The organism is Pseudomonas kuykendallii (assembly GCF_900106975.1).
GTDB classification, from domain to species: Bacteria; Pseudomonadota; Gammaproteobacteria; order Pseudomonadales; family Pseudomonadaceae; genus Pseudomonas_O; species Pseudomonas_O kuykendallii.
This window is the reverse complement of the sequence record NZ_FNNU01000002.1, coordinates 67,154-90,822: the sequence shown is the minus strand read 5'-3', so window position 1 is coordinate 90,822 and position 23,669 is coordinate 67,154. Positions and strand designations below refer to the sequence as shown.

The window sequence follows — 23,669 nt, the reverse complement described above, 5'->3', positions numbered from 1 at the left end:
TTGGGCCTGGGGGCGGGTGGCGTTACGCGTCATCTGCGCTGAACGATAGTCAACCGGCGGTGAATGCCCACGCTCGTCCATGGCCGGCTTCCGGTCGGCGCACGATGCGCAAAGCCTGTGACCGCTCTCAGACCAGCCAGTGCCAGAGCAGCGAGGTACCGACCAGGCCGACCACGGACACGATGGTCTGCAACGCCGACCACACCCACAGCGTCTGCTTCAGCTCCAGGCCGAAGTACTCGCGGACCATCCAGAAGCCGGCGTCGTTGACGTGGCAGAAGAATACCGAGCCGGCACCGATCGCCAGCGCCACCAGCGCGCTCTGGGTTTCGCCCATGCCGATCACCAGCGGCGCGAGGATACCGGCGGTGGTGGTGGTCGCCACGGTCGCCGAACCGGTGGCCTGGCGCAGCGCCACAGCGATCAGCCAGGCCAGCAGCAGGTACGGCATGTGCGCGCCTTCGGCGACCTTGCTGATGGTCTGGCTGACGCCGGCGTCCAGCAGCGTCTGCTTGAGGCCGCCGCCCGCGCCGATGGTCAGCAGCAGCGCGGCGATGGGGGCCAGGCTGCGGGTCAGCACCTTGCCGACCTTGTGCTTCGGCATGCCGCTGGACCAGCCCAGGCAGACCACCGCCGCCAGCACCGCCAGGCTCAGCGCCACCAGCGGCTCGCCGAGGAACTTCAGGGTCAGCGACAGGTTGCTTTCCGGCTCCAGGGCGATCTTCGCCAGGGTGCTGCCCAGCATCAGGATCACCGGCAGCAGGATGATCAGGATCGACAGCGCGAAGCCCGGCTGGCGCTGGCCGTCGTCGCGGTGCGCACTGAACAGCGCGCCGAGTTCGGCGGGCTCCTGCACATCCATGCGCTTCGACAGCCAGATGCCGTAAAGCGGCCCGGCGAGGATCACCGCCGGCACCGCGATGATGAAACCGAGCAGCATGGTCATGCCGAGGTCGGCGTGCAGCGCGCCCACCGCGATCAACGGGCCGGGGTGCGGCGGCATCAGCGCATGCAGGGTGGTCATCCCGGCAAGCGCCGGAATGGCGATCTTCAGCAGCGGCTGCTTCGACTGGCGGGCCATCACGAAGATGATCGGCACCATCAGCACCAGGCCGACCTCGAAGAACAGCGGCAGGCCGATGACCATCGCCACCAGCGCCATCACCCAGGGCAGCCAGCGCCCCCTGGCGGCGCCGAGCAGCGTCGAGGCGATGCGGTCCGCCGCGCCGGATTCGGCGAGCAGCGCACCGAGCATGGCGCCCAGGGCGATGATCATCCCGGCCTCGCCGAGCAGGCCGCCGGCGCCCTTGCTGAAGGCCTTGGCCACGGCTTCGGCCGGCAGGCCGGCGCCAAGGCCGGCGATGAAGGTGCCGACCAGGATCGACAGGAACGGCGGCAGGCGGGTGGCACTGATGAGAACGACGATGGCGCCAATGGCGACCAGGCAGCACAGGATCAGGCGGGTATCGTGGGCAAGCCAGACAGCGGTGGATGCATCCAAACGAACGACTCCTTGAAACATCAGGTATCAAATTCATGGGCCGCCAAACTACCCTAACCCGCCGCTGCGGTCATCTGTCGCACCGAGGCCGGTTCCTAGAAATGGAGGTCGCGCGCCTCGCCCCGGTACAGCGCCGGCATCCGCGCCCAGCGCCGCCGGCGCAGTTCGCGCGGGCTGTGTCCGAAGTGCTCGCGGACCATCCGCGAGAAGTGGCAGGGACTCTTGAAGCCGCACTGGTAGGCGATGTCGGCCATGCTGCGGGTCGACTGGATCAGCAGTTCCTCGGCGCTGTTCAGGCGCACCTGCCAGAGGTACTGCATCGGCGGCATGCCCAGCTGGTCGTTGAACAGCCGGCTCAGGTGCTGCGCGCTGAGGCAGGCGTAGGCGGCGATCTCGTCGAGGTTGCAGGGCGCCGCGTAGTGCCGCTCGATGTAGCTCTTCGCCCGCGCTACCGAGCGGTGCAGGGCGCCGGCGCGCTCCGGCAGCAGGCCGAGCTGACGCAGGCATTCGTAGAACACGCCCTTCGCCAGCACGTCACGCAGCGCCTCGGCCTGTCCCGGCTGCTCCTTCTCCAGTTGCAGGCCCATGCCCAGCAGCGATTTCAGCCGTGCACTGGCCTCGAAGGCGCCGAAGCTGCGTTGCAGCAGGCGCTGGTTGTCCGGGGTGTCGAGGAATTCGCCGGTCTCGCACCAGCTCGCATGGCAGTGCAGATCGCCGGGAAAGCGCTGCAGCACCGTCTCGCGGCAATACACCAGGCAGGCCTGGCCGGCGCTCAGCTCGACGCGCCGGCCGTCGATGTCAAGGCGGCTGCGCCCGGCGTCGATCATCGCCAGCCACAGATAGGGGCCGCGCAGCGGGCCGTAACTGCCGCCGCGCTCGTAGGTGGTTTCGCCGAAACGAAACAGCTGGTCTTCGGTGAACAATTTCATCGCACGCATGGCCTCGCCGGCTTTTTGCTGATCAGGCGATCAAGTTGCGTGCCAGTAACGGAAATTGACTGGGATGAACACGCTCTTGGCTGCAGCCGGGCAATCGGCCTGCGGCGGATTGTCCGTTCCTCGAGCAATTCCTAGTGTCGGGCCACCTTGATCGACGTGCCCGGTGCCCCATGAAAAACAGAAGAATCAGAACCGCCCTCGCCCTCCTCCCCCTGCTGCTGGCGGGCCACGCCCTGGCCGAGAGCGCGGCGCCGCTAAAGATGGATTTCGTCTACAGCGGCCTGGCAAGCAATCCGGTGGGCTGGGTGCACGGCCATGAACTCGCCCGGCAGACACTGCAGCGGGAAATGCCCACGCTGAAGACCGGCTATGTGGAAAAGGTCAGCGGCAACAGCGACGCGCAGAGCGTGCTGCGCCAGTTGGCACGCCAGGGCAGCCAGGTGATCGTCGGCGCCTCGTTCAACTACATGAACCCGGTGATGCAGGCGGCCAAGCAGAATCCCGACGTGATCTACCTCTGCGCCTCCTGCTACAAGCAGGCGCCCAACGTCGGCAACTACCTGGCCGCCACCTACCAGGGCCGCTTCATCGCCGGCATCCTCGCCGGGCACATGAGCAAGACCGGTATCGCCGCCTACGTCGGCAGCTACCCGTTGCCGGAGGTGATCCGCGAGGTCAACGCCTTCCTCCTCGGTATTCGCACGGTCAACCCGCAGGCGACCCTGCGCGTGGTCTGGGTCAACACCTGGGACGACCCGCAGAAGGAGATGGAGGCGGCGCAGCTGCTGATCGGCCAGGGTGCCGACGTGCTCACCGCGCACAACGACAGTGCGTCAGTGGTGATGGCCGCGGAGCGCGCCGGGGTCTACAGCGTCGGCTACGGCTCGGACATGAGCAGCTTCGGTCCGAAGGGCCAGCTCACCGCCATCGTGCAGAACTGGGCGCCGTATTTTCGCCAGCAGGTCCGGGCGATCGCCGCCGGAACCTTCAAGAGCGGCGACTACTGGGGCGACGTGGCCGATGACGTGGTCACCCTTTCGCCGTTCAACGCGGCGATCCCGCAGGCCGCGCAGGACGATGCCAACGCCATGCTCGAACAGCTGCGCGAACGCCGCCGCGACGTCTTCGTCGGCCCGCTGCGCGATCAGGGCGGCAAGGAGGTGGTCGCCGCCGGCGTCACCCTCGGTCACGCCGAACTGGCCAGGATGAACTACTTCGTCGAAGGCGTGACCGGGAGCCTGCAATGAGCGCACACGCGGACAATGCCTTCGACCAGTGGTACATGCTGGCCATGAGCGACGAGCTGGCCCCGCGGCAGGCGCGCCGCTATCAGTTGCTCGGCCTGCCGGTCGTGCTCTGGCGCGGCGAGCACGAGGCGCGCGCCTGGCTCGACCAGTGCCCACACCGCGGCGCCGCGCTGTCGCTCGGCGCGGTAAGCGGCGAGAGCCTGGCCTGCCCGTACCACGGCTGGCAGTTCGACGCCGCCGGCCGCTGTCGCCACTACCCCGCGCACCCCGGCCGCGAACCGTCGGAGCAGGCGCGGGTACGCACCTTCCACTGCCTTGAGCAGGACGGCTGCCTGTGGGTCTGCCCGGGCACGCCGCGGCGACCGCCGCCGCGCCTGCCGGAGGTCGGCGACCCGGCCTACCGCAGCCTGCTGGTCTGCGAAACCACAGTGGCGGCGAATGCCTACCGGGTGATCGAGAACTTCCTCGACATGGCGCATTTCGGCTTCGTCCACCCCGGCACTCTGGGCGCCGGCGATGACGGGGAAATCGCCGCGTATCGCCTCGAAACCCATGACGACGGCTTCATCGCCCGCGACTGCCGGGTGATCCAGCGCCAGGGCAACCTGCAGGCGCAAGGACCGTCGGAGGTGCTCTACGACTACGCGCTGATCGCCCTGACCAGCGCGGTGCTGCACAAGAAGGGCGCGGACGGCGCCCGCGCCTCCGACGTGATCCGCCTGTTCGTGGTGCCGCTGGACGAGGAGCGCAGCCAGTTGCGCATGCACCTGAGCTACGACTACGCCGAGGCGGTGAGCGAGGCGGACGTGATCGCCTTCAACCGGAGCATCCTGCAGGAAGACGTGCCGATCCTCGAGTCGCAGCGGCCGGTGCGGTTGCCGCTGCATACCGCGCTGGAAGTCAGCCAGCCGGCGGACCTCAGCAGCATCCAGTACCGACGGCACCTGAAGCGCCTGCAGATCGGCTATGGCGTCTGCTGACGACCGCCGCACGCGGCCCGAGCGTTCAAAGCCCCAGCAGCGACAGCATGATGAAGGTGGCGAACAGCACGAAGTGGGTCATGCCCTCGATGGCGTTGGTCTCGCCATCGTTGAGGTTGATCGCCGCGACGATCAGGGTGATGAGCACCATCACCGTCTGCACCGGCGTCATCGCCATCTCGAACGGCTGGCCGGTGTACAGCGCCATGGCCTCCATCACCGGCACGGTGAGGATCACCGTCGACAGGGACGCGCCGAGGGCGATGTTGACCACCGACTGCATGCGGTTGGCCAGCGCGGCGCGCAGGGCGGTGAGAATTTCCGGGCTGGCGGAGATCGCCGCCACCAGGATCGCGGCGATCACCGGCGGCGCGCCGCTGCCCTCCAGGCCGGTGCTCAGAGCCTTGGACATCACCTCGGCGAGCGCGCCGATCACCACGACGCCCACGCAGAGCATCGCGATCGACAGGCTGCGGCTGCCACCGGCGGGGTGTTCGGCGGCGCCGCCCTTGCGCACCTTCTTCTCCGGGTAGCTGTAGCTGAAGAAGTAGCTGTGCGCGCCGACCTGCATGCGCAGGAACACGCCGTAGAGCACCAGCATCGCGCCGATGGTGAAGATCGAGTAGAGGTGCCATTTCTCGCTGGGAATGAACTCCGGCACCACCATGGAGATGCCCATGGCGGTGAGGATCATCACGCTGTAGGTGCGCGCGGAATCGTCGTTGTACGGTTGCTCGCCGTGCTTGAAGCCGCCGAGCAGCGCGGCCAGGCCGAGGATGCCGTTGAGGTCGAGCATCACCGCCGCGTAGATGGTGTCGCGCACCAGCGTCGGCGACGGCTCGTGGCTCATCAGGATGGCCAGGATCACCACCTCGACGAGCACCGCGGAGAGCGTCAGGATCATCGTGCCGTAGGGATCGCCGACCTTTTCCGCGAGCACTTCGGCGTGGTGGGCGACGCGCATCGAGGCGCAGACGATGGCGCCGATCAGCACGCCGGCGGTGATCAGCGCGCTGCTGCGACCGGCGTCCAGCAGCGTGCCTTCCAGGGCGTAGGCGGCAATCGTGGCGACGATCGCCAGCAGGGTCAGTTTCTCGTCTCGGAGCAGCGCAAGCATGGTGGCCGGAATCCTTGTTGATCGATGATCGCCACGCACCAGTGCATGGCGGCCTGTGCTTCCCATGCACCAGCCCGGCCCATCGCGCTTCGCGAGAGGCCGGGTTCGCAGGCGCGCTAACGGCGCCGCCGGGTTATTTGTCTAATTGGTCAGCTTTTTGCAATCATCCGGCAGCCCCAGGGCCGACACGCAAAACATACGAACAAGGAGCCTCACCCATCATGCAGAAGAAGTCGAAGAAAACCATGCTGCGCGCACTCGTCGCCGCCCTCGGATTCAGCGCCACACTCGGGGCCTACGCCGCCGATCCGCTGAAGGTCGGCTTCGTCTACGTCGGCCCGGTTGGCGACCACGGCTGGACCTACCAACACGAACTGGGCCGCCGCGCGGTCGCCGAGAAATTCGGCGACAAGGTCGAGACCAGCTTCGTGGAGAACGTCGCCGAAGGCGCCGACGCCGAACGCGTCATCCGCAACATGGCCAAAGGCGGTTACGACCTGATCTTCACCACCTCGTTCGGCTACATGAACCCGACCGCCAAGGTTGCCAAGCAGTTCCCCAAAGTGGTGTTCGATCACGCCACCGGCTACAAGCAGGACAAGAACCTCGGCACCTACCTGTCGCGCTCCTATGAAGGCCGCTACGTCGGCGGTTTCCTCGCCGCCAAGATGACCAAGAGCAAGGTCGTCGGCTACGTCGCCTCGATGCCGATCCCGGAAGTCATCCGCGACATCAACTCGATCCAGCTGGCGCTGGACAAGTACAACCCCGGCACCGAAATCAAGGTCGTGTGGGTCAACTCCTGGTTCGATCCAGGCAAGGAAGCCGACGCCGCCAACGCCCTCATCGACCAGGGCGCCGACGTGATCTTCCAGCACACCGACAGCCCCGCGCCGATCCAGGCCGCCGAGCGTCGTGGCGTCTACTCCATCGGCTACGCCTCGGACATGGCCCACTTCGGCCCGAAAGCCGTGCTCACCTCCATCGTCAACAACTGGGCGCCCTACTACATCAAGGAAACCCAGGCGGTCATGGACGGCACCTGGAAATCCGAGGACTTCTGGGGCGGCCTGCATGACGACACCATCGAGCTGCCGATCAGCGACCTGGTACCGGCCGACGTGAAAGCCGAAGCCGAAACCCTCATCGCCAGCATCAAGGACGGTTCCTTCCACCCGTTCACCGGTCCGATCAAGGACCAGGCCGGCACCGTGCGCATTCCCGCCGGCGTCACCGCCAGCAATGCCGACCTCGCCGGCATGAACTTCTACGTGCAAGGCATCAAGGCCGAGCTGCCGAAGTAAGCCCCCGCCTGGCCGACCGGGTCGGCCAGGCAACGATTACCGCGCGCGGCGCCGCCCGGCGTCCCGCGCACCGTTCACGCTTCACGCTTCACGCTTCATGTCGAGGCAACGCCAGCCGCCACGCGCGGCGCGAAGCGTCCGCGAAGGCCCTTGCGGCCAACTCGTCGGAATCGATTGATGCCTCGCGAATGACGAGGCCAAACTTGCGAAAATCGCCAGAAGTCGTGCCGTCCCTCCTCGTCGACGGGGAGAACCGCACACAGGGGCCGGACCATTCCGTCCGACCTCAAATCGCTGCCCAGTACGAGAAGACTCGCAGCACCCGCTTTTCGGAGCACACATGAACTCACTCCCGATCATCGACATCAGCCCCCTCTACGGTCCGGACGAAAGCGCCTGGGCCGACGTCGCCCAGCAGATCGACGCCGCCTGCCGCGACTTCGGATTCCTCTATATCAAGGGCCATCCGATCCCGGCGGAGCGCATCGAAGCGCTGCTTTCCGCCGCCCGGACCTTCTTCGAGAGTCCGCTGGAAGAGAAGCTGAAGATCGACATCACGCAGACAAGCCACCACCGCGGCTACGGGGCCATCGCCACCGAGCAGCTCGACCCGGCGCTGCCCAGCGACCTCAAGGAAACCTTCGACATGGGCCTCGACCTGCCCGCGTCGCACCCCGACGTCCTGGCCGGCAAACCGCTGCGCGGCACCAACCGCCACCCGCAGCAGGACGGCTGGCGCGAGCTGTTCGAGCAGCATTACAACGACATGCAGGACCTGGCCAAGACTCTGCTGCGCGCCATCGCCATGGCCCTGGACATCGAGCGCGACTTCTTCGACAAGCGCTTCGAGCAGCCGGTCAGCGCCTTCCGCGTGATCCACTACCCGCCGCGCCAGACCGCCACCAGCCCCGACCAGCAAGGCGCCGGCGCGCACACCGACTACGGCTGCGTGACCGTGCTCTACCAGGACCCGGCCGGCGGCCTGCAGGTGCAGAACGTCAACGGCGAATGGATCGACGCGCCCTACGTCGAGGGCACCTTCGTGATCAACATCGGCGACATGATGGCGCGCTGGAGCAACGACCGTTACAAGTCGACGCCGCACCGGGTGATCAGCCCGCTGGGCGTGCACCGCTACTCGATGCCGTTCTTCGCCGAGCCGCACCCGGACACCGTGGTCGCCTGCCTGCCGAACTGCTCCGACGCCAGCAACCCGCCGAAGTACCCGGCGACCACCTGCGCCGAATGGCTGCTGTCGCGCTTCGCCGCGACCTACGCCTACCGTCGCGAGCTGGAAGCCGAAGCCGTCTGACGGCGATCTCCGGGAGCGTCGCCGCGCTCCGGACCACCAAGGCGCGGCCCTTCGCCGCGCCACGGTTGGTAAACTGGCAAAAACCGCCTGAGAGAGAACCCCATGTACGACTGGCTGAACGCCCTGCCCAAGGCCGAACTGCACCTGCATCTCGAGGGTTCGCTGGAGCCCGAGCTGCTCTTCGCCCTGGCCGAGCGCAACAAGATCGCGCTGCCCTGGGGCGACGTGGAAAGCCTGCGCGGCGCCTACGCCTTCAACAACCTGCAGGAGTTCCTCGACCTCTACTACCAGGGCGCCAATGTGCTGCGCCACGAACAGGACTTCTACGACCTGACCTGGGCCTACCTGGAAAAGTGCAAGGCGCAGAACGTCATCCACACCGAACCCTTCTTCGACCCGCAGACCCACACCGACCGTGGCGTGCCCTTCGAGGTGGTGCTCGACGGCATCGCCGGCGCGCTCAGGGACGGTCGCGACAAACTGGGCATCAGCAGCGGGCTGATCCTCAGCTTCCTGCGCCACCTGAGCGAGGACGAGGCCCAGGCCACCCTCGACCAGGCCCTGCCGTTCCGCGACGCCTTCGTCGCCGTCGGCCTGGACAGCTCCGAAGTCGGCCATCCGCCGAGCAAGTTCCGCCGCGTGTTCGACCGCGCCCGCGCCGAGGGCTTCCTCACCGTCGCCCATGCCGGCGAGGAAGGCCCGCCCGAATACATCTGGGAAGCGCTGGACCTGCTCAAGGTCAGCCGCATCGACCACGGCGTGCGCGCCGCGGAAGACCCGAAACTGATCGAACGACTGATCGACGAACAGATCCCGCTCACCGTGTGCCCGTTGTCCAACACCAAGCTCTGCGTGTTCGACGACATGAGCCAGCACAACATCCTCGAGTTGCTCGAGCGCGGCGTGAAGGTAACGGTGAATTCGGACGACCCGGCCTACTTCGGCGGCTACGTCACGGAGAACTTCCAGGCCCTGCACGAGAGCCTCGGTATGACCCAGGGCCAGGCAAAGCGCCTGGCACAGAACAGCCTGGACGCGCGCCTGGCGTAACCCCGCCAGCGGTGCGCACGGCGCACCCTACAACACCCGTAGGGTGCGCCGTGCGCACCAAAACCGCCGATGCCAAAGGTACGCGGGCCGCTGCGACTCAGTGCTTGTGCTCGCCTTCCATCTTCATTCCCGGCACGCTCGCCGCCGGTGCATCCGCCTGAACCGCCACCTCGACCTGCACGTCGCCGGCCTTTTCGAAGTGCAGGGTCAGCGGGAAGCGCTCGCCCAGCGCCGGATGCCTGTTCAGCTCGAAGAGCATCACGTGGTAGCCGCCGGGAGCGAAGCGGGCCTCGCCGCCGACCGGCACGTCCACGGCCTGCACCTGCTGCATCTTCATCATCCCGTCCGCGCCGTGCACGTGCTCGTGCAGCTCGGCGCGGGCGGCGATCGGGGTGTCGGCGCCGAGCAGGCGGTCGGCGGTCTTGCCTTCGTTGTGCACCACGAAATAGGCGGCGATGGTCGGCGCCACCGGCGGCATGGCGCGCGACCACGGGTGGTCGATGTGCAACTGGCCAGCCTGGTATTCATGGGCGGCGGCGTTCAGGGCGCCGGCGCAGAGCGTGGCCAGCAGGAGAGCTTTCTTCAGCATGGTGAATCCTCGAAATCGGAAAACGGGCGCCTTGTGGCGCGGATCGCGGTCGCAGCGGCGCTGCGCGGTCAGCGGGTAATCAGCCGAGGAAAAGGGGGGAGGCGCGAGGGTTGGCCGAGGGCCAGACATCGCGCGGCGCGTCCGACGTGCGCGGAGGGATGGCGAAGGACGCAACGTCCACAGCCGCGGGGGCGACCAGCCGCCAGAGGCTGCCCGACGCCGAAGGGCTGTCGCCGGCCGAGCACAGCGGGCATTGCAGATCGGCGAGCAGGGGCGTCGAACGGTCGCCGCCTTCCTTCAGCGCCGCGCCGGGGTTGCCCAGCGCCGAACAGAAGCCGCCACCGACGCCGGCGAGGTCGAAGCCGCTCATCTGCCCACGGTGCAGGCTGCTGGCGAATGCGCCGAGCAGGACGCTGAACAGCAGCGCCCCGAGCAGCGACGCGGAATGGCGGCGGGAGAAGGTCATGCCGGCGACTCTACCACCCGGCCCGGAAGCGGCAAATGACCTGCCGCAGGCTCCACGCTCACGCCGCGAAGGGCGCGTTGGCCAGCAGCGCCTGGCAGTGCCGCGCCACGTGCTCGCGCAGCAGGTGCACCGCGCGGTTGAGCTGGGCGCGGTGCGCGCAGATCAGGTTCAGCGGCGCCGCGTCGCCCGGCATGCCCGGCAGCAGCACGCGCAGCCGGCCGGCCTGAACGTCGTCGGCGACATCCAGCCAGGACTTGTAGACCAGCCCGCGCCCGGCCAGCGCCCAGCGGCGCACCACGTCGGCATCGTCGCTGCTGCGATCGCCGCTTACCGTCACGCCGAGTTCGCGGCGGCCATCGCTGAAACTCCAGCGGTCGTGCAGCCGCCCGGCGATCATGTAGAGCAGGCAGTTGTGCGAGCCGAGGTCCTCCAGGCGACGCGGCTCGCCGTGCGCGGCCAGGTATTCGGGCGATGCGCAGAGCACCCGGCGGTTGCCCGGCGCCACCGGCAACGCGACCAGGCTGGAATCCTCCGGTGCGCCGTAGCGCAGGGCGATGTCCACCGGCTGGCGGAACAGGTCGGCATTGCGGTCGCCCAGCAGCAGGCGCAGTTGCAGCTGCGGATGCGCCTGCTGGAAGGTGTCGAGCCAGGGCAACAGCAGGTTGCGCCCGAAGTCGGAAGGCGCCGAGAGCTGCAGCAGGCCGCCGATCTCGGCGCGCCCGCTGAGCAACAGGTCACGCCCTTCGGCGAGGTTCTGCAGCGCGTTGCGGGCGAACACCAGGTACTGCTCGCCTTCCGCGGTCAGCCGCAGGCTGCGGGTGGAACGGGTGAACAGCCGGCTGGCCAGTTCCTGCTCCAGGCGCTTGAGCGCGGCGCTGGCCACCGCCGGCGACAGATCGAGCAGCCGCGCGGCGGCGGACAGGCTGCCCAGCTCGGCGGTACGGACGAACACCTGCAAGTCATCCAGACGAAGCATTTTCAATTCCTCTTTGAAACAGACTCTATTCCTACCGGGTTTTTACAATTCCTAAAATAGGCGAGCATGCCTTCACTTCGAAAAACCTCACGGGAGAACCCTCATGAAAGCCATCGCCTACACCCAGTCGCTGCCCATCGACGATCCGCAATCGCTGCAGGACATCGAGCTGCCCGAGCCCACGCCCGGCCCGCGCGACCTGCTGGTGGAGGTGCGGGCGATCTCGGTGAACCCGGTGGATACCAAGATCCGCCGCAACGTGCAGCCCGAGGCGGGCCAGCCCAAGGTGCTCGGCTGGGATGTGGCCGGCGTGGTCAGGGCGGTCGGTGCAGAGGTCAGCCTGTTCAAGGCAGGCGACGAAGTGTTCTACGCCGGCGCGCTGGATCGTCAGGGCGCCAACAGCGAGTTGCACCGGGTCGACGAGCGTCTGGTCGGGCACCGCCCGCAGTCGCTGGACTTCGCCCAGAGCGCGGCGCTGCCGCTGACCGCGATCACCGCCTGGGAACTGCTCTTCGAGCGTTTGCAGATCGCCGAGGGCGAGGCCTCGCGCGGGCAGAGCCTGTTGATCGTCGGTGCCAGCGGTGGCGTCGGTTCGATCCTCACCCAGCTGGCCGCCAGGCTTACCGGGCTGACGGTGATCGGCAGCGCCTCGCGGCCGCAAACCCAGGAATGGGTGAAGAGCCTCGGCGCGCACCACGTGATCGACCACAGCAAGCCGCTGGCCGAGGAACTCCAGCGTATCGGCGTCGGCCAGGTCACCCACGTCGCCAGCCTGACCCACACCGACCAGCACCTGGCGCAGATCGTCGAAGCGCTCGCTCCGCAGGGCAAGCTGGCGCTGATCGACGACCCGGAATCGCTGGACATCCGCCAGCTCAAGCGCAAGAGCCTGTCGCTGCACTGGGAGTTCATGTACACCCGCTCGCTGTTCCAGACCGACGACATGATCGAGCAGCACAGGCTTCTCGAGCGGGTTTCCGGGCTGCTCGACTCGGGCGTGCTGCGCACCACCGTCGGCGAGCATTTCGGCCGCATCGACGCCGCCAACCTGCGCCGCGCCCATGCCCTGCTGGAGAGCAACAGGTCGGTGGGCAAGATCGTGCTGGAAGGCTTCTGAGGGCCACGGTGGAGAGCGGCGTTTCGTCGGCCGCTTGACTCAGGTCAGCGGCTGCCGGGGATTCACGCCTAACCTGGAGATTCCACCTTTTCGGGAGGTTATGGCATGAAGATCTCGGTCCGCGACACCGGAACCCCCTCGAAGCGCTGGCAGGTGCAACTCGACGGCTTCGCCGTGCAGTTTCGCGACGAAGCGGAAGCCCGTCAGTTCGTCAGCACATTGCAAGCGCGCCTGAACGCCCCTCACCCGCTGCCGCACAGGCTGCTGCGCTCCGCCTGAAGGCGCATCCCCGAACGCCGCAGTCGCCCTCCGGACGGCTGCGGCGTTTTCGTGTCCGGCCTATTCGTTCGACGGGTGCGCGAGGGTGGTCTCCAACTGCCCGCTGAACCAGGCCAGCACCGCCGCGATCAGCCCGCAGAGCGCGATGACCGACGCCATCGGAACCGCGCTGCCATCGTGCAGCGCGCCGACCAGCCACGAGGCGCCGGCGGCCACGGCGAACTGCAGGCTGCCCATCAGCGCCGAGGCGCTGCCGGCGTGCTGGCCCTGCTTGGCCATGGCGCAAGCGGACGCGTTAGGAATGATGCAGCCGAGGCTGGCCATGCCGATGAACAGCGGCACCATCAGCACCCACAACTGGGCCGGGCGGAACAGCGCCAGCAGCAACAGCGCCGCGCCGGCGAAGAAGTACAGCCACACCAGCCGGCGCAGCCAGAAACTCGGCCCCCGCAGGCGCAGCAGCCGCGCGTTGATCTGCGCGGCGAGGATGAAGCCCGCCGCATTGCTGCCGAACAACCAGCCGTAATGCTCGGCCGGCACGTCGTAAAGCTCGATGAAGACGAACGGCGAGCCGGCGATGTAGGCGAACATCCCGGCCATCGCCACGCCGCCCGAGAGGCCGAAGGCGAGAAACTCGGGGTCGCGCAGCAGACCGAGGTAGCGCCGCAGGGTGCCGCTCAGGGGCGGACGGGGATGATCCGCGGAGAGGGTTTCCGGCAGCCACAGCGCCACACCGGCCCCGGCCAGGGCGCCGAACAGAGTCAGGCAGACGAAGATCGAGGCCCAGCCGAAGCTGTTCAGCAGGAAACCGCCCGCGAAGGGCGCGAGGATCGGCGCCAGGCCCATCACCAGCATCAGTTGCGAGAACACCTTGGCGCCGTTCACCGGGTCGCACATGTCGCGCACCACGGCGCGGGAAATCACCATCCCGGCGCAGCCACCGAGCGCCTGGACGAATCGCGCGGCGATCAGCCACTCCAGGCTCGGCGCCAGGGCGCAGGCGATGGACGCGAGGGTGAACAGGCCGACGCCGAACAGCAGCGGACCACGCCGGCCGAAGCGGTCGGCCATCGGCCCGTAGGCCAGCTGGCCGATGGCCAAACCGGCGAAATAGGCCGCCAGGGACAGTTGCACATGCTCCACGTCGGTGCCGAAGGCGACCGCCATGGCGGGGAAACTGGGCAGGTAGAAATCGATGGCCATCGGCCGAAGGCACTCAGGGAGCCGAGAATCAACAGCAGGCGTAACGGCATGCGTAGGCATCTCCAGGGGATACGGGATGCCCGCCGCGCGCGGACGCGGCAGGCCGGCGTCTGACGCGCCCTGACCGACAAGGGTAACCAGACCGCCGGCGAATTACACCTCGTTGCGCAGGCGCGGCGACTCCCGGTCCGGGGCTGCCGTCGCTGTCACGCCGCCCTGTTCAGGCCGCGTCGACCTGATAGCCCTCCTCGCGGATCGCCTCGATCAGCGCCCGCGCCTCGGCCTCGCTTTCCACCCGGACTTCCTTGGCCGCCAGATCGACCTCGACCCGCGCCTGCGGATCGACGCCCTGCAACGCTGCGGTCACCGCCCGCACGCAATGGCCGCAGGTCATGCCTTGAACCTTGAATATCTGCATGGAATCAACTCCTCTATGGAAAGTGATTGCAGTCTGGACCCTCACCTCATGGCAAGGTCAAGACTGTGCCTCATCTCAGGAGTAACGCCGATGCGCCGTTCATTGATCGCTCTCATGCTCGCCTGCCTGGCCGCGTTGCCGCCGGCCGCCAGCGCCCAGCAACCCGATGGCTACGCGGTGCTGATCGTCTCGCGCGACCGCCTCGAACTCGCCAGCCTGTGCGACGTCGGCGTCTACCTGCAGGACGAACTGGCGGCGCGGCTGATGCCGGGCCAGGAGGCGGCGTTCAACCTGCCGCCGGGCGCGCTATCGATTCGCGTCGACTCGATCAGCGGGCCGGGCCCGTGCAAACCGGGCATGCTTCGTCCGAGTCCCCAGCGCATCGACCTGCGGGCCGGCGAGATTCGCCACTACGACCTCGCGCTGGGCGTTGGCGGTTACTATCTGCAGGCCGGCAACCGCTGACTGCGCGGCAACATTCGGTACAAAAAGCCTCGTGACGGGCGTTTGCGTATCCCCCTTCAAAACAGCAGGGTATATTTAGCCTGCTAATGATGAGGGAACACAGAATGGCCCGTTACTCGAACTCCCAGATCGCCCTGCACTGGCTCACCGCCGTGTTGATCGGGCTGATCATCGCCCTGCCCTACGGTCGCGATTTTTTCGGCGACTTCCTCGGCGGCACCGGTGGCGTATTCGTTTTGCACAAATCCCTCGGTCTCGCCGTGCTGGCGCTGACCGTGCTGCGCCTGCTGGTTCGCGCACGCCACGGCGCGCCGCAGATACTCCCGCCCGATGCCGTGTGGCAACAGCGAGCGGCCAAGGCCGGACACGCGCTGCTGTACCTGCTGCTGGTGCTGATGCCGCTCTCCGGCCTGCTGTTCGGCAAACGCCCGCTGGAGCTGTTCTGGCTGATCCCCCTCGAGCCGCTGCCGCTGTCCGACACCACCCGCGCGGCGGCCAAGTGGTTCCACGTCACCGCGCAGTGGCTGCTCTTCGCGATGATCCTCGGCCACGCACTGATGGCGCTGGTGCACCACTACGGCAAACGCGACGGCGTGCTCGCGGCGATGCTGCCGGCGGCGCGCGGCTGAGTCTTCGCGCTTCCGCTTGACCTTGCCTAGGGGTCAAGGTTGAGCATGGGTCCATCGGCCATCAAGGAGTACTCCCATGCCCAGTCCGACCCTTCGCTACGACCTGCCCATCGCCGGCATGACCTGCGCGTCCTGCGCCGGTCGCGTCGAACGCGCGCTGGGCAAGGTGCCCGGCGTCAGCGTGGCCAGCGTCAATCTGGCGCTGGAGCGCGCGCATGTCGAAGCCGACGGCGTCGCCCTCGACGACCTGATCGGTGCGGTGCAAAAAGCCGGCTATGAGGTCCCGAGCCAGCGCCTGGAACTGGCCATCGATGGCATGACCTGCGCCTCCTGCGTCGGCCGCGTCGAGCGCGCGCTGCTCAAGCAGCCCGGCGTGCGCAGCGCCAGCGTCAACCTGGCCACCGAACGCGCGCATCTCGAATTGCTCGGCAGTGTCGAGCCGGCCGCGCTGATCAAGGCCGTCGAAGCCGCCGGCTACCACGCTCGGCCCATCGAGGAAGGCGCGCCGAGCGTGGATGCCGCCGCGCGCCAACTGCGCCGCGAGCGCTGGGCGCTGATCCTCGCCCTGGCGCTTGCCGCGCCCCTGGTGCTGCCGATGCTCGCCCAGCCGTTCGGCCTGCACCTGATGCTGCCGGCCTGGCTGCAGTTCCTCCTCGCCACGCCGGTGCAATTCATTCTCGGCGCGCGTTTCTACGTCGCCGCCTTCAAGGCGGTGCGCGCCGGCGCCGGCAACATGGACCTGCTGGTCGCCCTCGGCACCAGCGCCGGCTACGGGCTGAGCCTCTACCAATGGTGGACGGCGCATCCCGGCCACACGCCGCACCTGTATTTCGAGGCTTCGGCGGTGGTCATCGCCCTGGTACTGCTCGGCAAGTACCTGGAAAGCCGCGCCAAACGCCAGACCAGCGCGGCGATCCGCGCCCTCGAAGCGCTGCGCCCTGAACGGGCGGTGCGCCTGGTGGAGGGTCGTGAAGAAGACGTGGGCATCGCCGAACTGCGCCTGGACGATGTCCTGCGCGTGCTGCCCGGCGAACGCTTCCCGGTGGATGGCGAGGTGCTGGAAGGCGAAAGCCACGCCGACGAGGCGCTGATCAGCGGCGAGAGCCTGCCGGTGCCGAAACGCCCGGGCGACCGGGTCACCGGCGGCGCGATCAACGGCGAGGGCCGCCTGCTGATACGCACCACCGCGCTGGGCGGGGAAAGCGTGCTGGCGCGGATCATCCGCCTGGTGGAGGACGCCCAGGCGGCCAAGGCGCCGATCCAGAAGCTGGTGGACAGGGTCAGCCAGGTGTTCGTCCCGGCGGTGCTGGTGATCGCCGTGGCGACCCTGGCCGGCTGGCTGCTCGCCGGAGCCGGCATCGAAACCGCGCTGATCAACGCCGTCGCCGTGCTGGTCATCGCCTGCCCCTGCGCCCTCGGCCTGGCCACGCCGACCGCGATCATGGCCGGCACCGGCGTCGCCGCGCGCCACGGCATCCTGATCAAGGACGCCGAAGCGCTGGAGCTGGCCCACGCGATCAGCGACGTGGCCTTCGACAAGACCGGCACGCTGACCTCCGGCGCGCCGCGCATCGTCCACCTGCACGCCTGCGACGGCGACGAGGCGGCCCTGCTGTTGCAGGCCGGCGCCCTGCAGCGTGGCAGCGAACACCCGCTGGCCAGGGCCATGCTCGCCCTCGCCGACGAGCGTGGCCTGGTGCTGGCGGACGTGCAGGCCAGTCAGACCCTCGCCGGCCGCGGCATCGCCGGACGCCTCGACGGCCGCGAGCTGGCCCTTGGCAATCGCCGGCTGCTGGACGAAAGCGGCCTGCAACCCGGGGCGCTGGCCGAACGTGCGCAGGCCTGGGAGGCCGAGGGCCGCACGTTGTCCTGGCTGATCGAACGCGCGCCGCAGCCGCGCGTGCTCGGCCTGTTCGCCTTCGGCGACAGCCTCAAGGACGGCGCCGCGCAGGCCATCGCCGCGCTGAACGCGCGCGGCATCCGCAGCCACCTGATCACCGGCGACAACCGGGGCAGCGCGCGGGTGGTCGCCGAGGCGCTGCAGATCGCCGACGTGCACGCCGAAGTACTGCCGGCGGACAAGTCCGCGGTGGTCGCCGCGCTGCGCCAGGGCGGCGCGCGCGTGGCGATGGTCGGCGACGGCATCAACGACGCCCCGGCCCTGGCCGCCGCGGATGTCGGCATCGCGATGGGCGGCGGCACCGACGTGGCCATGCACGCGGCCGGCATCACCCTGATGCGCGGCGACCCGCGCCTGGTCCCGGCGGCGCTGGACATCAGCCGGCGCACCTACGCGAAGATCCGCCAGAACCTGTTCTGGGCCTTCGTCTACAACCTGATCGGCATCCCGCTGGCGGCCTTCGGCCTGCTCAACCCGGTGGTCGCCGGCGCCGCGATGGCGCTGTCCAGCGTCAGCGTGGTGAGCAACGCGCTGCTGCTGCGCTACTGGAAACCCGATGCGTCCTAGGGTGCGCCTTGCGCACCGGGACAACCCAGGCGGTGCGCATGGCGCACCCCAGGCAACGACAACGAACCTCCCGCAGAACAGGAGAAGCCCATGAACATCGGCCAGGCCGCCCGCCACAGCGGGCTCTCGGCGAAGATGCTGCGCTATTACGAAAGCATCGGCCTGCTGCCCGCCGCCGCGCGCAGCGACAGCGGTTACCGGCACTATTCGACCGAGGACCTGCACCGCCTGGCGTTCATCAAGCGCTCGCGCGACCTGGGCTTTTCCCTGGCGGAAGTCGGCAAACTGCTGACCCTCTGGCAGGACCGCCAGCGCGCCAGCAGCGACGTCAAGGCGCTCGCCTGCGGCCACATCGACGAACTCAACCGCAAGATCGCCGAACTCGCCGGCCTGCGCGACACGCTGCAGGAGCTGGTCGACCACTGCCAGGGCGACCATCGCCCGGACTGCCCGATCCTCAGGGACCTTGAATCCGGCGGCTGTTGCGCCTGAACACCGCGCACAAAAGCGAAGCCGAGGCTTCGCCTTTTTGATTCCGGCGCCGAAGCGCCGCCGCTCAGCTCATCCACGGCGGTGGCGGCGGTTCCTGCTCCTTGTCGTCGTCATCCTTCAGCGCAGCCTGGCGGCGCGCCTCGTCGGCCAGCGCGGCCTTGATCTCGCGCATCACCGCGTCGACGTCGGCTTCGTCCTCGGCTTCGACGAACTGGCCGGTCAACCGGGTCTCCGGCGTCAGCTTGCCCTCCTCGAACAGCGCCCACATCTCCTTGGCGTACTTGGTGTACTTGAGCTCCGGGGCGAAGCGGCCGAAATAGGCGGCCATGTTGCCGACGTCGCGCTCGAGCATGCTGAAGGCGTGGTTGTTGCCGGCGGCGTCCACCGCCTGCGGCAGGTCGATGATCACCGGGCCGTGGGCGTCGAGCAGCACGTTGAATTCCGAGAGGTCGCCGTGGACCAGCCCGGCACAGAGCATCTTGACGATTTCGCCGATCATGAAGGCGTGGAATTCGCGGGCGTCTTCCGGCTCCAGGTCGACGTCGTTGAGACGCGGCGCGGCATCGCCGTAACCGTCGTCGATCATCTCCATCAGCAGCACGCCGTCGAGGAAATCGTAAGGCTTGGGCACCCGCACGCCCGCCGCGGCGAGGCGGAACAGCGCGCTGACCTCGGCGTTCTGCCAGGCCTCCTCGGCCTCCTTGCGGCCGTGCTTGGTGCTCTTGGCCATGGCGCGGGCATCGCGGCTGTTACGGACCTTGCGCCCTTCCTGATACTCGGAGGCCTGGCGGAAGCTGCGCTTGTTGGCCTCCTTGTAGACCTTCGCGCAACGCAGTTCGGTGCCGCAGCGCACCACGTAAACCGCTGCTTCCTTGCCGCTGAGCAAGGGTCGCAGCACTTCGTCGATGAGGCCGTCCTCTAGCAACGATTCCAGTCGTTTGGGCGTTTTCATCGGTCTCCTTGGGACTCGTAAGGGTCAGCGAGGACTCTGTAAAATTTCCCGCAGCCTAGCATCGGCGCGACGGCATTTCGCCTACCCTGAGGACCGATTGTCACAGAAGCCCGCCTGGCATGCGACCTTCCGGCGTGCATTGGCAAGGCCCTCGGGGAATTGGCGGAGGAAGCCTGCGAGGTCCGCGTCAGCCCTTTCGTCAGCCTTCGACCACCCTCATCGCCCTGCGCTCCCACGGCACCGTTTGAAAGCGCGTTGCGGATTGGCGGCACCGGCGCGGGCGGCGACAATCGCACGACTTCAACCGAGCGATCCGTCCATGCCCGACTCCGCGCGCTACTGGCAAGCCGTCTGCGAACGCGATGCCGCCTTCGATGGGCGCTTCGTCTTCGCCGTGCGCTCCACCGGCATCTACTGCCGGCCGAGCTGCCCGGCGCGCCGGCCGCTGCGCACCAACGTCAGCTTCCACGCCGATGCGGCCGCCGCCGAAGCCGCCGGCTTTCGCGCCTGCCAGCGCTGCGTGCCCAACGGCCAGAGCCCGGCACAGCAGCTGGACGCCCTGGTGGCCGCCGCCTGCCGCCTGCTGGAAAGCAGCGAAGCCACGCCGACGCTGGAGCAACTGGCCGTGCGCATCGGCCTGTCGCCCTCGCACCTGGCACGGGCATTCAAGGCGCGCACCGGGCTGACGCCGCGCGCCTGGGCCGCCGCGCAGCGCCGGCAGCGCCTGGAAGCCGCCCTGCCGGAGGCAGACTCGGTGCTCGAGGCGGCGCTGCAGGCCGGCTACTCGGGCACCCGCGCGCTGTACGAAACGCCCGCCGCGCTGAGCCCGGCGCAACGCCGCCAGCGCGCCGCCGGCGAACGCCTGCGCTATGCCTTCGCCGCCTGCCCGCTGGGCCTGCTGTTACTCGCCGCCAGCGCACGGGGCGTTTGCGCGCTGCTGTTCGGCGACGACCGCGAAACGCTGCTCGCCGACCTGCGCCAGCGCTTCGCCGCCGCCGAACTGGAAGAAGACCCGCAGGGCCTCGGCGACTGGCTGGCGGCAACGCTGCGCCAGCTGGACGAGCCGGCACGCGCCGTGCATCTGCCGCTGGACCTGCGCGGTAGCGCCTTCCAGCAGCGCGTCTGGCAGGCCCTGCAGGCGATTCCCTCGGGGCAGACGCGCCGTTACGGCGAACTCGCCGAACAGCTCGGCAGCCACCCGCGTGCCATCGCCCGCGCCTGCGCCAGCAATCCGCTCGGTTTGCTGGTGCCCTGCCACCGCGTAGTCGGCGCCAGCGGCGCGCTCAGCGGCTACCGTTGGGGCGTGCCGCGCAAGGCGCTGCTGCTCGCCGCCGAAGCCGATGCCGGCGAACGCGAGGGAAACTGAGCGCGCCGGCGTGGTCGGAAGACAAACCCGCCCAGGATTCTCGCCATGCACGCACTCAAGCAGTACCACGTCAGCTACCGCATCAACGGCCAGGACGCGTCCCTGGACATGCAGGAATTCGAGGAGCCGAGCCTGGACCAGGTACGCCTGCGGCTGATGCAGGAACACCAGGCCGAACCCCAGGTGACCACCGATGCACCCTGGGAAGACCCGGTCTGCGACAGCGAGTACAGCCGCATCGCCGAGCTGGGCATCAGCGACATCCGGGTCACGCCGAAACAGGCATAAATCCGCTACGCCGCCCGGTGCGCATGGCGCACCCTACGGTCAACGGCGCAACGGACCAAGGTGCGCACGACGCACGCCAGGTAATTCAGGAGGCTCCCGATGAAAGCCATCGTATTCGACGTGTTCGGCACCGTGGTGGATTGGCGCTCCAGCCTGATCGCGCAGTTCGCCGAGCTGGCACGGGAAACCGGCCAGGCGATTCCCGGCGAGACCCTCGCCGATGAGTGGCGCGGGCACTACGCGCCGTCGATGGACCGCGTGCGCCGCGGCGAGCAACCCTGGACGGTGCTGGACGACCTGCACCGGCAGAGCCTGGATCGACTGCTGGAAGAGCACGGGCTGGACTTCGACGAGGCGCAGCGGCAGCGCATCAACCGCTTCTGGCACCGGCTGGAGCCCTGGCCCGACAGCGTCGCCGGGCTCACGGCGCTGCGCCGGCACTACACCGTCGGCAGCCTCACCAACGGCAACCTCAGCCTGATGCTGGACGTCGCCCGGCATGCCGGGCTGCCGTGGAACGTGCTGTTCTGCGCCGACCTGTTTCGCCACTACAAACCCGACCGCGAGGTCTACCTCGGCGCCTGCGACCTGCTGGGCCTGCCGCCCGAAGACGTCATGCTCTGCGCCGCGCACAACTCGGACCTGAGCGCGGCCCAGGCGCTGGGCTTGAAGACCGTCTTCATCCCACGCCCCCACGAGTACGGCCCACGGCAGACCCGCGACCTGCAGGCCGAAGGCGACTGGGACTACGTCGCCAAGGACATCCTCGACCTGGCGATCCGCCTGCGCAGCGGCGATTCCGCTTAGGAAACGCCGGGCGCCGCCCCGTGGTTATGCGGCGCTTCGGTGGACGAACGTGGGCTGAAGCCCAGCCTACGAAAAATCGCACCGGCCCGTAGGGTGGGTTAGGCGCCCCACCCGATGCATCGGCCGCACAATATCGTCACGCGCGCCGTAACCCACCAAGCGTGGTCTCGACGAGCTTCGCCCGGTGGGTTGCGCGGCGCGAGCGTTTGGCGGCGTATCTGTCGACCGCGTGCTCGCCGCTAACCCACCCTACGAAAGTCGCTCCGGCCCGTAGGGTGGGTTAGGCGCCTCACCATCGGTCGCGCGACATCGCCACGGGCGCCGTAACCCACCAGGCGAGCTCTCGCCGAGCGCCGTCCGCTTCAACGCTCCAGAATCGCCGTCACGCCTTGCCCGCCGGCGGCGCAGATGGAGATCAGCCCGCGGCCGCTCTCGGCGGCGGCGAGCAGCTTGGCCAGGTTGGCGACGATGCGCCCGCCGGTGGCGGCGAACGGGTGTCCGGCGGCCAGCGAGCTACCCTTGACGTTCAGCCGCGTGCGGTCGATGGCGCCCAGCGGCGCCTCCAGGCCGAGCCGTTCGCGGCAGTAGCCGGCGTCTTCCCAGGCCTTCAGCGTGCAGAGCACCTGGGCGGCGAAGGCTTCGTGAATCTCGTAGTAGTCGAAGTCCTGCAGCGTCAGCCCGTTGCGCGCCAGCAGCCGCGGTACCGCGTAGACCGGCGCCATCAGCAGCCCTTCCTTCGCCTTGACGAAATCCACCGCCGCCGCCTCGCCGTCCCTGAAATAGGCGAGGATCGGCAGGCCGCGCGCCCTGGCCCAGTCCTCGCTGGCCAGCAGCACCAGCGAGGCGCCATCGGTGAGCGGCGTCGAATTGGCCGCCGTGAGGGTGCCGCGCGGGCCCTTCTCGAACACCGGTTTCAGCGTCGCCATCTTCTCCAGGCTGATGTCGGCGCGCAGGTTCTGGTCACGGTTCAGGCCCAGGTAGGGCGTCAGCAGGTCGTCCTGCCAGCCCTCGGCATAGGCGGCGGCAAGCTTGTGATGGCTGTCGTAGGCCAGTTGGTCCTGCTCGGCGCGGGGGATCGCCCACTCCTGCGCCATCAGCTCGCAGTGCTCGCCCATCGACAACCCGGTGCGCGGCTCGCCGTTGCGCGGCAGCGCCGGCTTGAGATGACCGGGGCGCAGCTGCATGAACGGCATGAGCTTGTCGGCTGTGGATTTGCCGCGGTTGGCCTGCAGGAGGATCTTGCGCAGCCCTTCGTTGACCCCGATGGGCGCGTCCGAGGTGGTGTCGACGCCGCCGGCGATGCCGCTGTCGATCTGCCCGAGGGCGATCTTGTTGGCCACCAGGATCACCGCTTCCAACCCGGTGCCACAGGCTTGCTGGACGTCGTAGGCCGGCGTTTCCGGCGCCAGGCGCGAGCCGAGCACGCATTCGCGGGTCAGGTTGAAGTCGCGCGAATGCTTGAGCACCGCGCCGGCTGCGACTTCGCCGAGGCGCAGGCCGTGCAGGTTGTAGCGCTCGATCAGGCCCTCCAGCGCGGCGGTCAGCATGTCCTGATTGCTCGCGGTGGCGTAGGCGGTGTTGGATCGGGCGAAGGGAATGCGGTTGCCGCCGACGATGGCGACCCGGCGCAACGAAGTCATGGCGAGGCTCCTGGTTGAGGCCGCGCCGCCGCGAACGAGTGGCGGCGCGACGTGGTCCACTTTGGA

23 protein-coding genes and 1 pseudogene are annotated in these 23,669 nt (G+C 68.4%); 14 read left to right on the top strand and 10 right to left on the bottom strand.

The window, feature by feature from the left end:
- Positions 1-127: 127 nt before the first annotated feature.
- Both BLV15_RS05565 and BLV15_RS05560 read right to left on the bottom strand, forming a co-directional pair.
- Positions 128-1,501, bottom strand: coding sequence for a GntT/GntP/DsdX family permease (locus BLV15_RS05565; RefSeq protein WP_090225396.1), 1,374 nt, complete (start codon positions 1,499-1,501; stop codon positions 128-130).
- Between the two features lie 95 nt (positions 1,502-1,596).
- Positions 1,597-2,430, bottom strand: coding sequence for an AraC family transcriptional regulator (locus BLV15_RS05560; RefSeq protein ID WP_175534301.1), 834 nt, complete (start codon positions 2,428-2,430; stop codon positions 1,597-1,599).
- Between the two features lie 179 nt (positions 2,431-2,609).
- Here BLV15_RS05560 and BLV15_RS05555 point away from each other — a divergent pair, with 179 nt between their 5' ends.
- Positions 2,610-3,686, top strand: a complete 1,077-nt coding sequence (locus tag BLV15_RS05555) for a BMP family ABC transporter substrate-binding protein (protein WP_090225392.1) — start codon at positions 2,610-2,612, stop codon at positions 3,684-3,686.
- Positions 3,683-4,666, top strand: a complete 984-nt coding sequence (locus BLV15_RS05550; protein ID WP_090225390.1) for an aromatic ring-hydroxylating oxygenase subunit alpha — start codon at positions 3,683-3,685, stop codon at positions 4,664-4,666. The genes BLV15_RS05555 and BLV15_RS05550 overlap by 4 nt, the downstream gene beginning before the upstream one ends.
- A gap of 25 nt (positions 4,667-4,691) precedes the next feature.
- On the opposite strand, the gene BLV15_RS05545 is transcribed toward BLV15_RS05550, so the two are convergent.
- A complete protein-coding gene (locus BLV15_RS05545) occupies positions 4,692-5,783 on the bottom strand; it encodes a calcium:cation antiporter (protein WP_090225389.1) in 1,092 nt (363 codons plus the stop codon).
- Between the two features lie 221 nt (positions 5,784-6,004).
- Here BLV15_RS05545 and BLV15_RS05540 point away from each other — a divergent pair, with 221 nt between their 5' ends.
- From BLV15_RS05540 to BLV15_RS05530, 3 genes are all read left to right on the top strand, one after another.
- Complete coding sequence (locus BLV15_RS05540; RefSeq protein ID WP_090225387.1) at positions 6,005-7,087, top strand: BMP family ABC transporter substrate-binding protein; 1,083 nt, start codon at positions 6,005-6,007, stop codon at positions 7,085-7,087.
- Positions 7,088-7,427: 340 nt separating this feature from the next.
- Positions 7,428-8,399, top strand: coding sequence for a 2-oxoglutarate and iron-dependent oxygenase domain-containing protein (locus BLV15_RS05535; protein WP_090225385.1), 972 nt, complete (start codon positions 7,428-7,430; stop codon positions 8,397-8,399).
- A gap of 102 nt (positions 8,400-8,501) precedes the next feature.
- The gene (locus BLV15_RS05530) at positions 8,502-9,449 is read left to right on the top strand and encodes an adenosine deaminase (RefSeq protein ID WP_090225384.1); all 948 of its coding nucleotides are present in this window, start codon (positions 8,502-8,504) and stop codon (positions 9,447-9,449) included.
- Positions 9,450-9,546: 97 nt separating this feature from the next.
- Here BLV15_RS05530 and BLV15_RS05525 read toward each other — a convergent pair whose 3' ends face one another.
- The 3 genes from BLV15_RS05525 to BLV15_RS05515 all read right to left on the bottom strand — a co-directional run bounded on the left by BLV15_RS05525 (position 9,547) and on the right by BLV15_RS05515 (position 11,480).
- Entirely contained in the window at positions 9,547-10,038 is a 492-nt protein-coding gene (locus BLV15_RS05525) for a copper chaperone PCu(A)C (RefSeq protein WP_090225382.1), read from the bottom strand.
- Positions 10,039-10,117: 79 nt separating this feature from the next.
- Positions 10,118-10,504 carry a DUF2946 family protein gene (locus BLV15_RS05520; protein WP_090225380.1) on the bottom strand — a complete coding sequence of 129 codons (387 nt, stop codon included), beginning with the start codon at positions 10,502-10,504 and terminating at the stop codon, positions 10,118-10,120.
- Between the two features lie 58 nt (positions 10,505-10,562).
- Positions 10,563-11,480, bottom strand: a complete 918-nt coding sequence (locus tag BLV15_RS05515) for a LysR family transcriptional regulator (RefSeq protein WP_090225379.1) — start codon at positions 11,478-11,480, stop codon at positions 10,563-10,565.
- A 103-nt stretch (positions 11,481-11,583) separates the two neighbouring features.
- Here BLV15_RS05515 and BLV15_RS05510 point away from each other — a divergent pair, with 103 nt between their 5' ends.
- The gene (locus BLV15_RS05510) at positions 11,584-12,597 is read left to right on the top strand and encodes a zinc-binding alcohol dehydrogenase family protein (RefSeq protein WP_090225378.1); all 1,014 of its coding nucleotides are present in this window, start codon (positions 11,584-11,586) and stop codon (positions 12,595-12,597) included.
- 105 nt (positions 12,598-12,702) lie between these two features.
- A complete protein-coding gene (locus BLV15_RS22050) occupies positions 12,703-12,876 on the top strand; it encodes a hypothetical protein (protein WP_175534300.1) in 174 nt (57 codons plus the stop codon).
- A 60-nt stretch (positions 12,877-12,936) separates the two neighbouring features.
- Here BLV15_RS22050 and BLV15_RS05505 read toward each other — a convergent pair.
- Together BLV15_RS05505 and BLV15_RS05500 are read right to left on the bottom strand one after the other, a co-directional pair.
- A pseudogene (locus tag BLV15_RS05505) lies at positions 12,937-14,129 on the bottom strand (multidrug effflux MFS transporter).
- A gap of 170 nt (positions 14,130-14,299) precedes the next feature.
- Complete coding sequence (locus tag BLV15_RS05500) at positions 14,300-14,497, bottom strand: heavy-metal-associated domain-containing protein (protein ID WP_090225376.1); 198 nt, start codon at positions 14,495-14,497, stop codon at positions 14,300-14,302.
- A gap of 90 nt (positions 14,498-14,587) precedes the next feature.
- On the opposite strand from BLV15_RS05500, the gene BLV15_RS05495 reads away from it, so the two are divergent.
- The 4 genes from BLV15_RS05495 to cueR all read left to right on the top strand — a co-directional run bounded on the left by BLV15_RS05495 (position 14,588) and on the right by cueR (position 18,550).
- Entirely contained in the window at positions 14,588-14,962 is a 375-nt protein-coding gene (locus BLV15_RS05495; RefSeq protein WP_090225374.1) for a hypothetical protein, read from the top strand.
- 104 nt (positions 14,963-15,066) lie between these two features.
- Complete coding sequence (locus BLV15_RS05490; protein ID WP_245728140.1) at positions 15,067-15,591, top strand: cytochrome b; 525 nt, start codon at positions 15,067-15,069, stop codon at positions 15,589-15,591.
- Positions 15,592-15,667: 76 nt separating this feature from the next.
- On the top strand, positions 15,668-18,058 hold the full coding sequence (locus BLV15_RS05485; protein ID WP_090225372.1) for a heavy metal translocating P-type ATPase: 2,391 nt from the start codon (positions 15,668-15,670) through the stop codon (positions 18,056-18,058).
- Between the two features lie 90 nt (positions 18,059-18,148).
- The gene (gene cueR / locus BLV15_RS05480) at positions 18,149-18,550 is read left to right on the top strand and encodes a Cu(I)-responsive transcriptional regulator (RefSeq protein ID WP_090225370.1); all 402 of its coding nucleotides are present in this window, start codon (positions 18,149-18,151) and stop codon (positions 18,548-18,550) included.
- Positions 18,551-18,614: 64 nt separating this feature from the next.
- Here cueR and BLV15_RS05475 read toward each other — a convergent pair whose 3' ends face one another.
- The gene (locus BLV15_RS05475) at positions 18,615-19,502 is read right to left on the bottom strand and encodes a PA4780 family RIO1-like protein kinase (protein WP_090225369.1); all 888 of its coding nucleotides are present in this window, start codon (positions 19,500-19,502) and stop codon (positions 18,615-18,617) included.
- 319 nt (positions 19,503-19,821) lie between these two features.
- Here BLV15_RS05475 and ada point away from each other — a divergent pair, with 319 nt between their 5' ends.
- From ada to BLV15_RS05460, 3 genes are all read left to right on the top strand, one after another.
- Positions 19,822-20,868, top strand: a complete 1,047-nt coding sequence (gene ada / locus BLV15_RS05470; RefSeq protein ID WP_090225368.1) for a bifunctional DNA-binding transcriptional regulator/O6-methylguanine-DNA methyltransferase Ada — start codon at positions 19,822-19,824, stop codon at positions 20,866-20,868.
- 45 nt (positions 20,869-20,913) lie between these two features.
- Positions 20,914-21,156 (top strand): hypothetical protein, encoded by a 243-nt coding sequence (locus BLV15_RS05465; RefSeq protein WP_090225366.1) that lies wholly within the window; start codon positions 20,914-20,916, stop codon positions 21,154-21,156.
- 99 nt (positions 21,157-21,255) lie between these two features.
- A complete protein-coding gene (locus tag BLV15_RS05460) occupies positions 21,256-21,963 on the top strand; it encodes a haloacid dehalogenase type II (protein WP_090225365.1) in 708 nt (235 codons plus the stop codon).
- 362 nt (positions 21,964-22,325) lie between these two features.
- On the opposite strand, the gene BLV15_RS05455 is transcribed toward BLV15_RS05460, so the two are convergent.
- Entirely contained in the window at positions 22,326-23,603 is a 1,278-nt protein-coding gene (locus BLV15_RS05455; protein WP_090225363.1) for an acetyl-CoA C-acetyltransferase, read from the bottom strand.
- Between the last annotated feature and the right edge of the window lie 66 nt (positions 23,604-23,669).

Bases quoted from the DNA above. Each gene is read 5' to 3' on its own strand.
- BLV15_RS05560 (WP_175534301.1), bottom strand. From the start codon at position 2,430: ATGAAATTGTTCACCGAAGACCAGCTGTTTCGTTTCGGCGAAACCACC.
- BLV15_RS05555 (WP_090225392.1), top strand. From the start codon at position 2,610: ATGAAAAACAGAAGAATCAGAACCGCCCTCGCCCTCCTCCCCCTGCTG.
- BLV15_RS05550 (WP_090225390.1), top strand. From the start codon at position 3,683: ATGAGCGCACACGCGGACAATGCCTTCGACCAGTGGTACATGCTGGCC.
- BLV15_RS05545 (WP_090225389.1), bottom strand. From the start codon at position 5,783: ATGCTTGCGCTGCTCCGAGACGAGAAACTGACCCTGCTGGCGATCGTC.
- BLV15_RS05540 (WP_090225387.1), top strand. From the start codon at position 6,005: ATGCAGAAGAAGTCGAAGAAAACCATGCTGCGCGCACTCGTCGCCGCC.
- BLV15_RS05535 (WP_090225385.1), top strand. From the start codon at position 7,428: ATGAACTCACTCCCGATCATCGACATCAGCCCCCTCTACGGTCCGGAC.
- BLV15_RS05530 (WP_090225384.1), top strand. From the start codon at position 8,502: ATGTACGACTGGCTGAACGCCCTGCCCAAGGCCGAACTGCACCTGCAT.
- BLV15_RS05525 (WP_090225382.1), bottom strand. From the start codon at position 10,038: ATGCTGAAGAAAGCTCTCCTGCTGGCCACGCTCTGCGCCGGCGCCCTG.
- BLV15_RS05520 (WP_090225380.1), bottom strand. From the start codon at position 10,504: ATGACCTTCTCCCGCCGCCATTCCGCGTCGCTGCTCGGGGCGCTGCTG.
- BLV15_RS05515 (WP_090225379.1), bottom strand. From the start codon at position 11,480: ATGCTTCGTCTGGATGACTTGCAGGTGTTCGTCCGTACCGCCGAGCTG.
- BLV15_RS05510 (WP_090225378.1), top strand. From the start codon at position 11,584: ATGAAAGCCATCGCCTACACCCAGTCGCTGCCCATCGACGATCCGCAA.
- BLV15_RS22050 (WP_175534300.1), top strand. From the start codon at position 12,703: ATGAAGATCTCGGTCCGCGACACCGGAACCCCCTCGAAGCGCTGGCAG.
- BLV15_RS05500 (WP_090225376.1), bottom strand. From the start codon at position 14,497: ATGCAGATATTCAAGGTTCAAGGCATGACCTGCGGCCATTGCGTGCGG.
- BLV15_RS05495 (WP_090225374.1), top strand. From the start codon at position 14,588: ATGCGCCGTTCATTGATCGCTCTCATGCTCGCCTGCCTGGCCGCGTTG.
- BLV15_RS05490 (WP_245728140.1), top strand. From the start codon at position 15,067: ATGGCCCGTTACTCGAACTCCCAGATCGCCCTGCACTGGCTCACCGCC.
- BLV15_RS05485 (WP_090225372.1), top strand. From the start codon at position 15,668: ATGCCCAGTCCGACCCTTCGCTACGACCTGCCCATCGCCGGCATGACC.
- cueR (WP_090225370.1), top strand. From the start codon at position 18,149: ATGAACATCGGCCAGGCCGCCCGCCACAGCGGGCTCTCGGCGAAGATG.
- BLV15_RS05475 (WP_090225369.1), bottom strand. From the start codon at position 19,502: ATGAAAACGCCCAAACGACTGGAATCGTTGCTAGAGGACGGCCTCATC.
- ada (WP_090225368.1), top strand. From the start codon at position 19,822: ATGCCCGACTCCGCGCGCTACTGGCAAGCCGTCTGCGAACGCGATGCC.
- BLV15_RS05465 (WP_090225366.1), top strand. From the start codon at position 20,914: ATGCACGCACTCAAGCAGTACCACGTCAGCTACCGCATCAACGGCCAG.
- BLV15_RS05460 (WP_090225365.1), top strand. From the start codon at position 21,256: ATGAAAGCCATCGTATTCGACGTGTTCGGCACCGTGGTGGATTGGCGC.
- BLV15_RS05455 (WP_090225363.1), bottom strand. From the start codon at position 23,603: ATGACTTCGTTGCGCCGGGTCGCCATCGTCGGCGGCAACCGCATTCCC.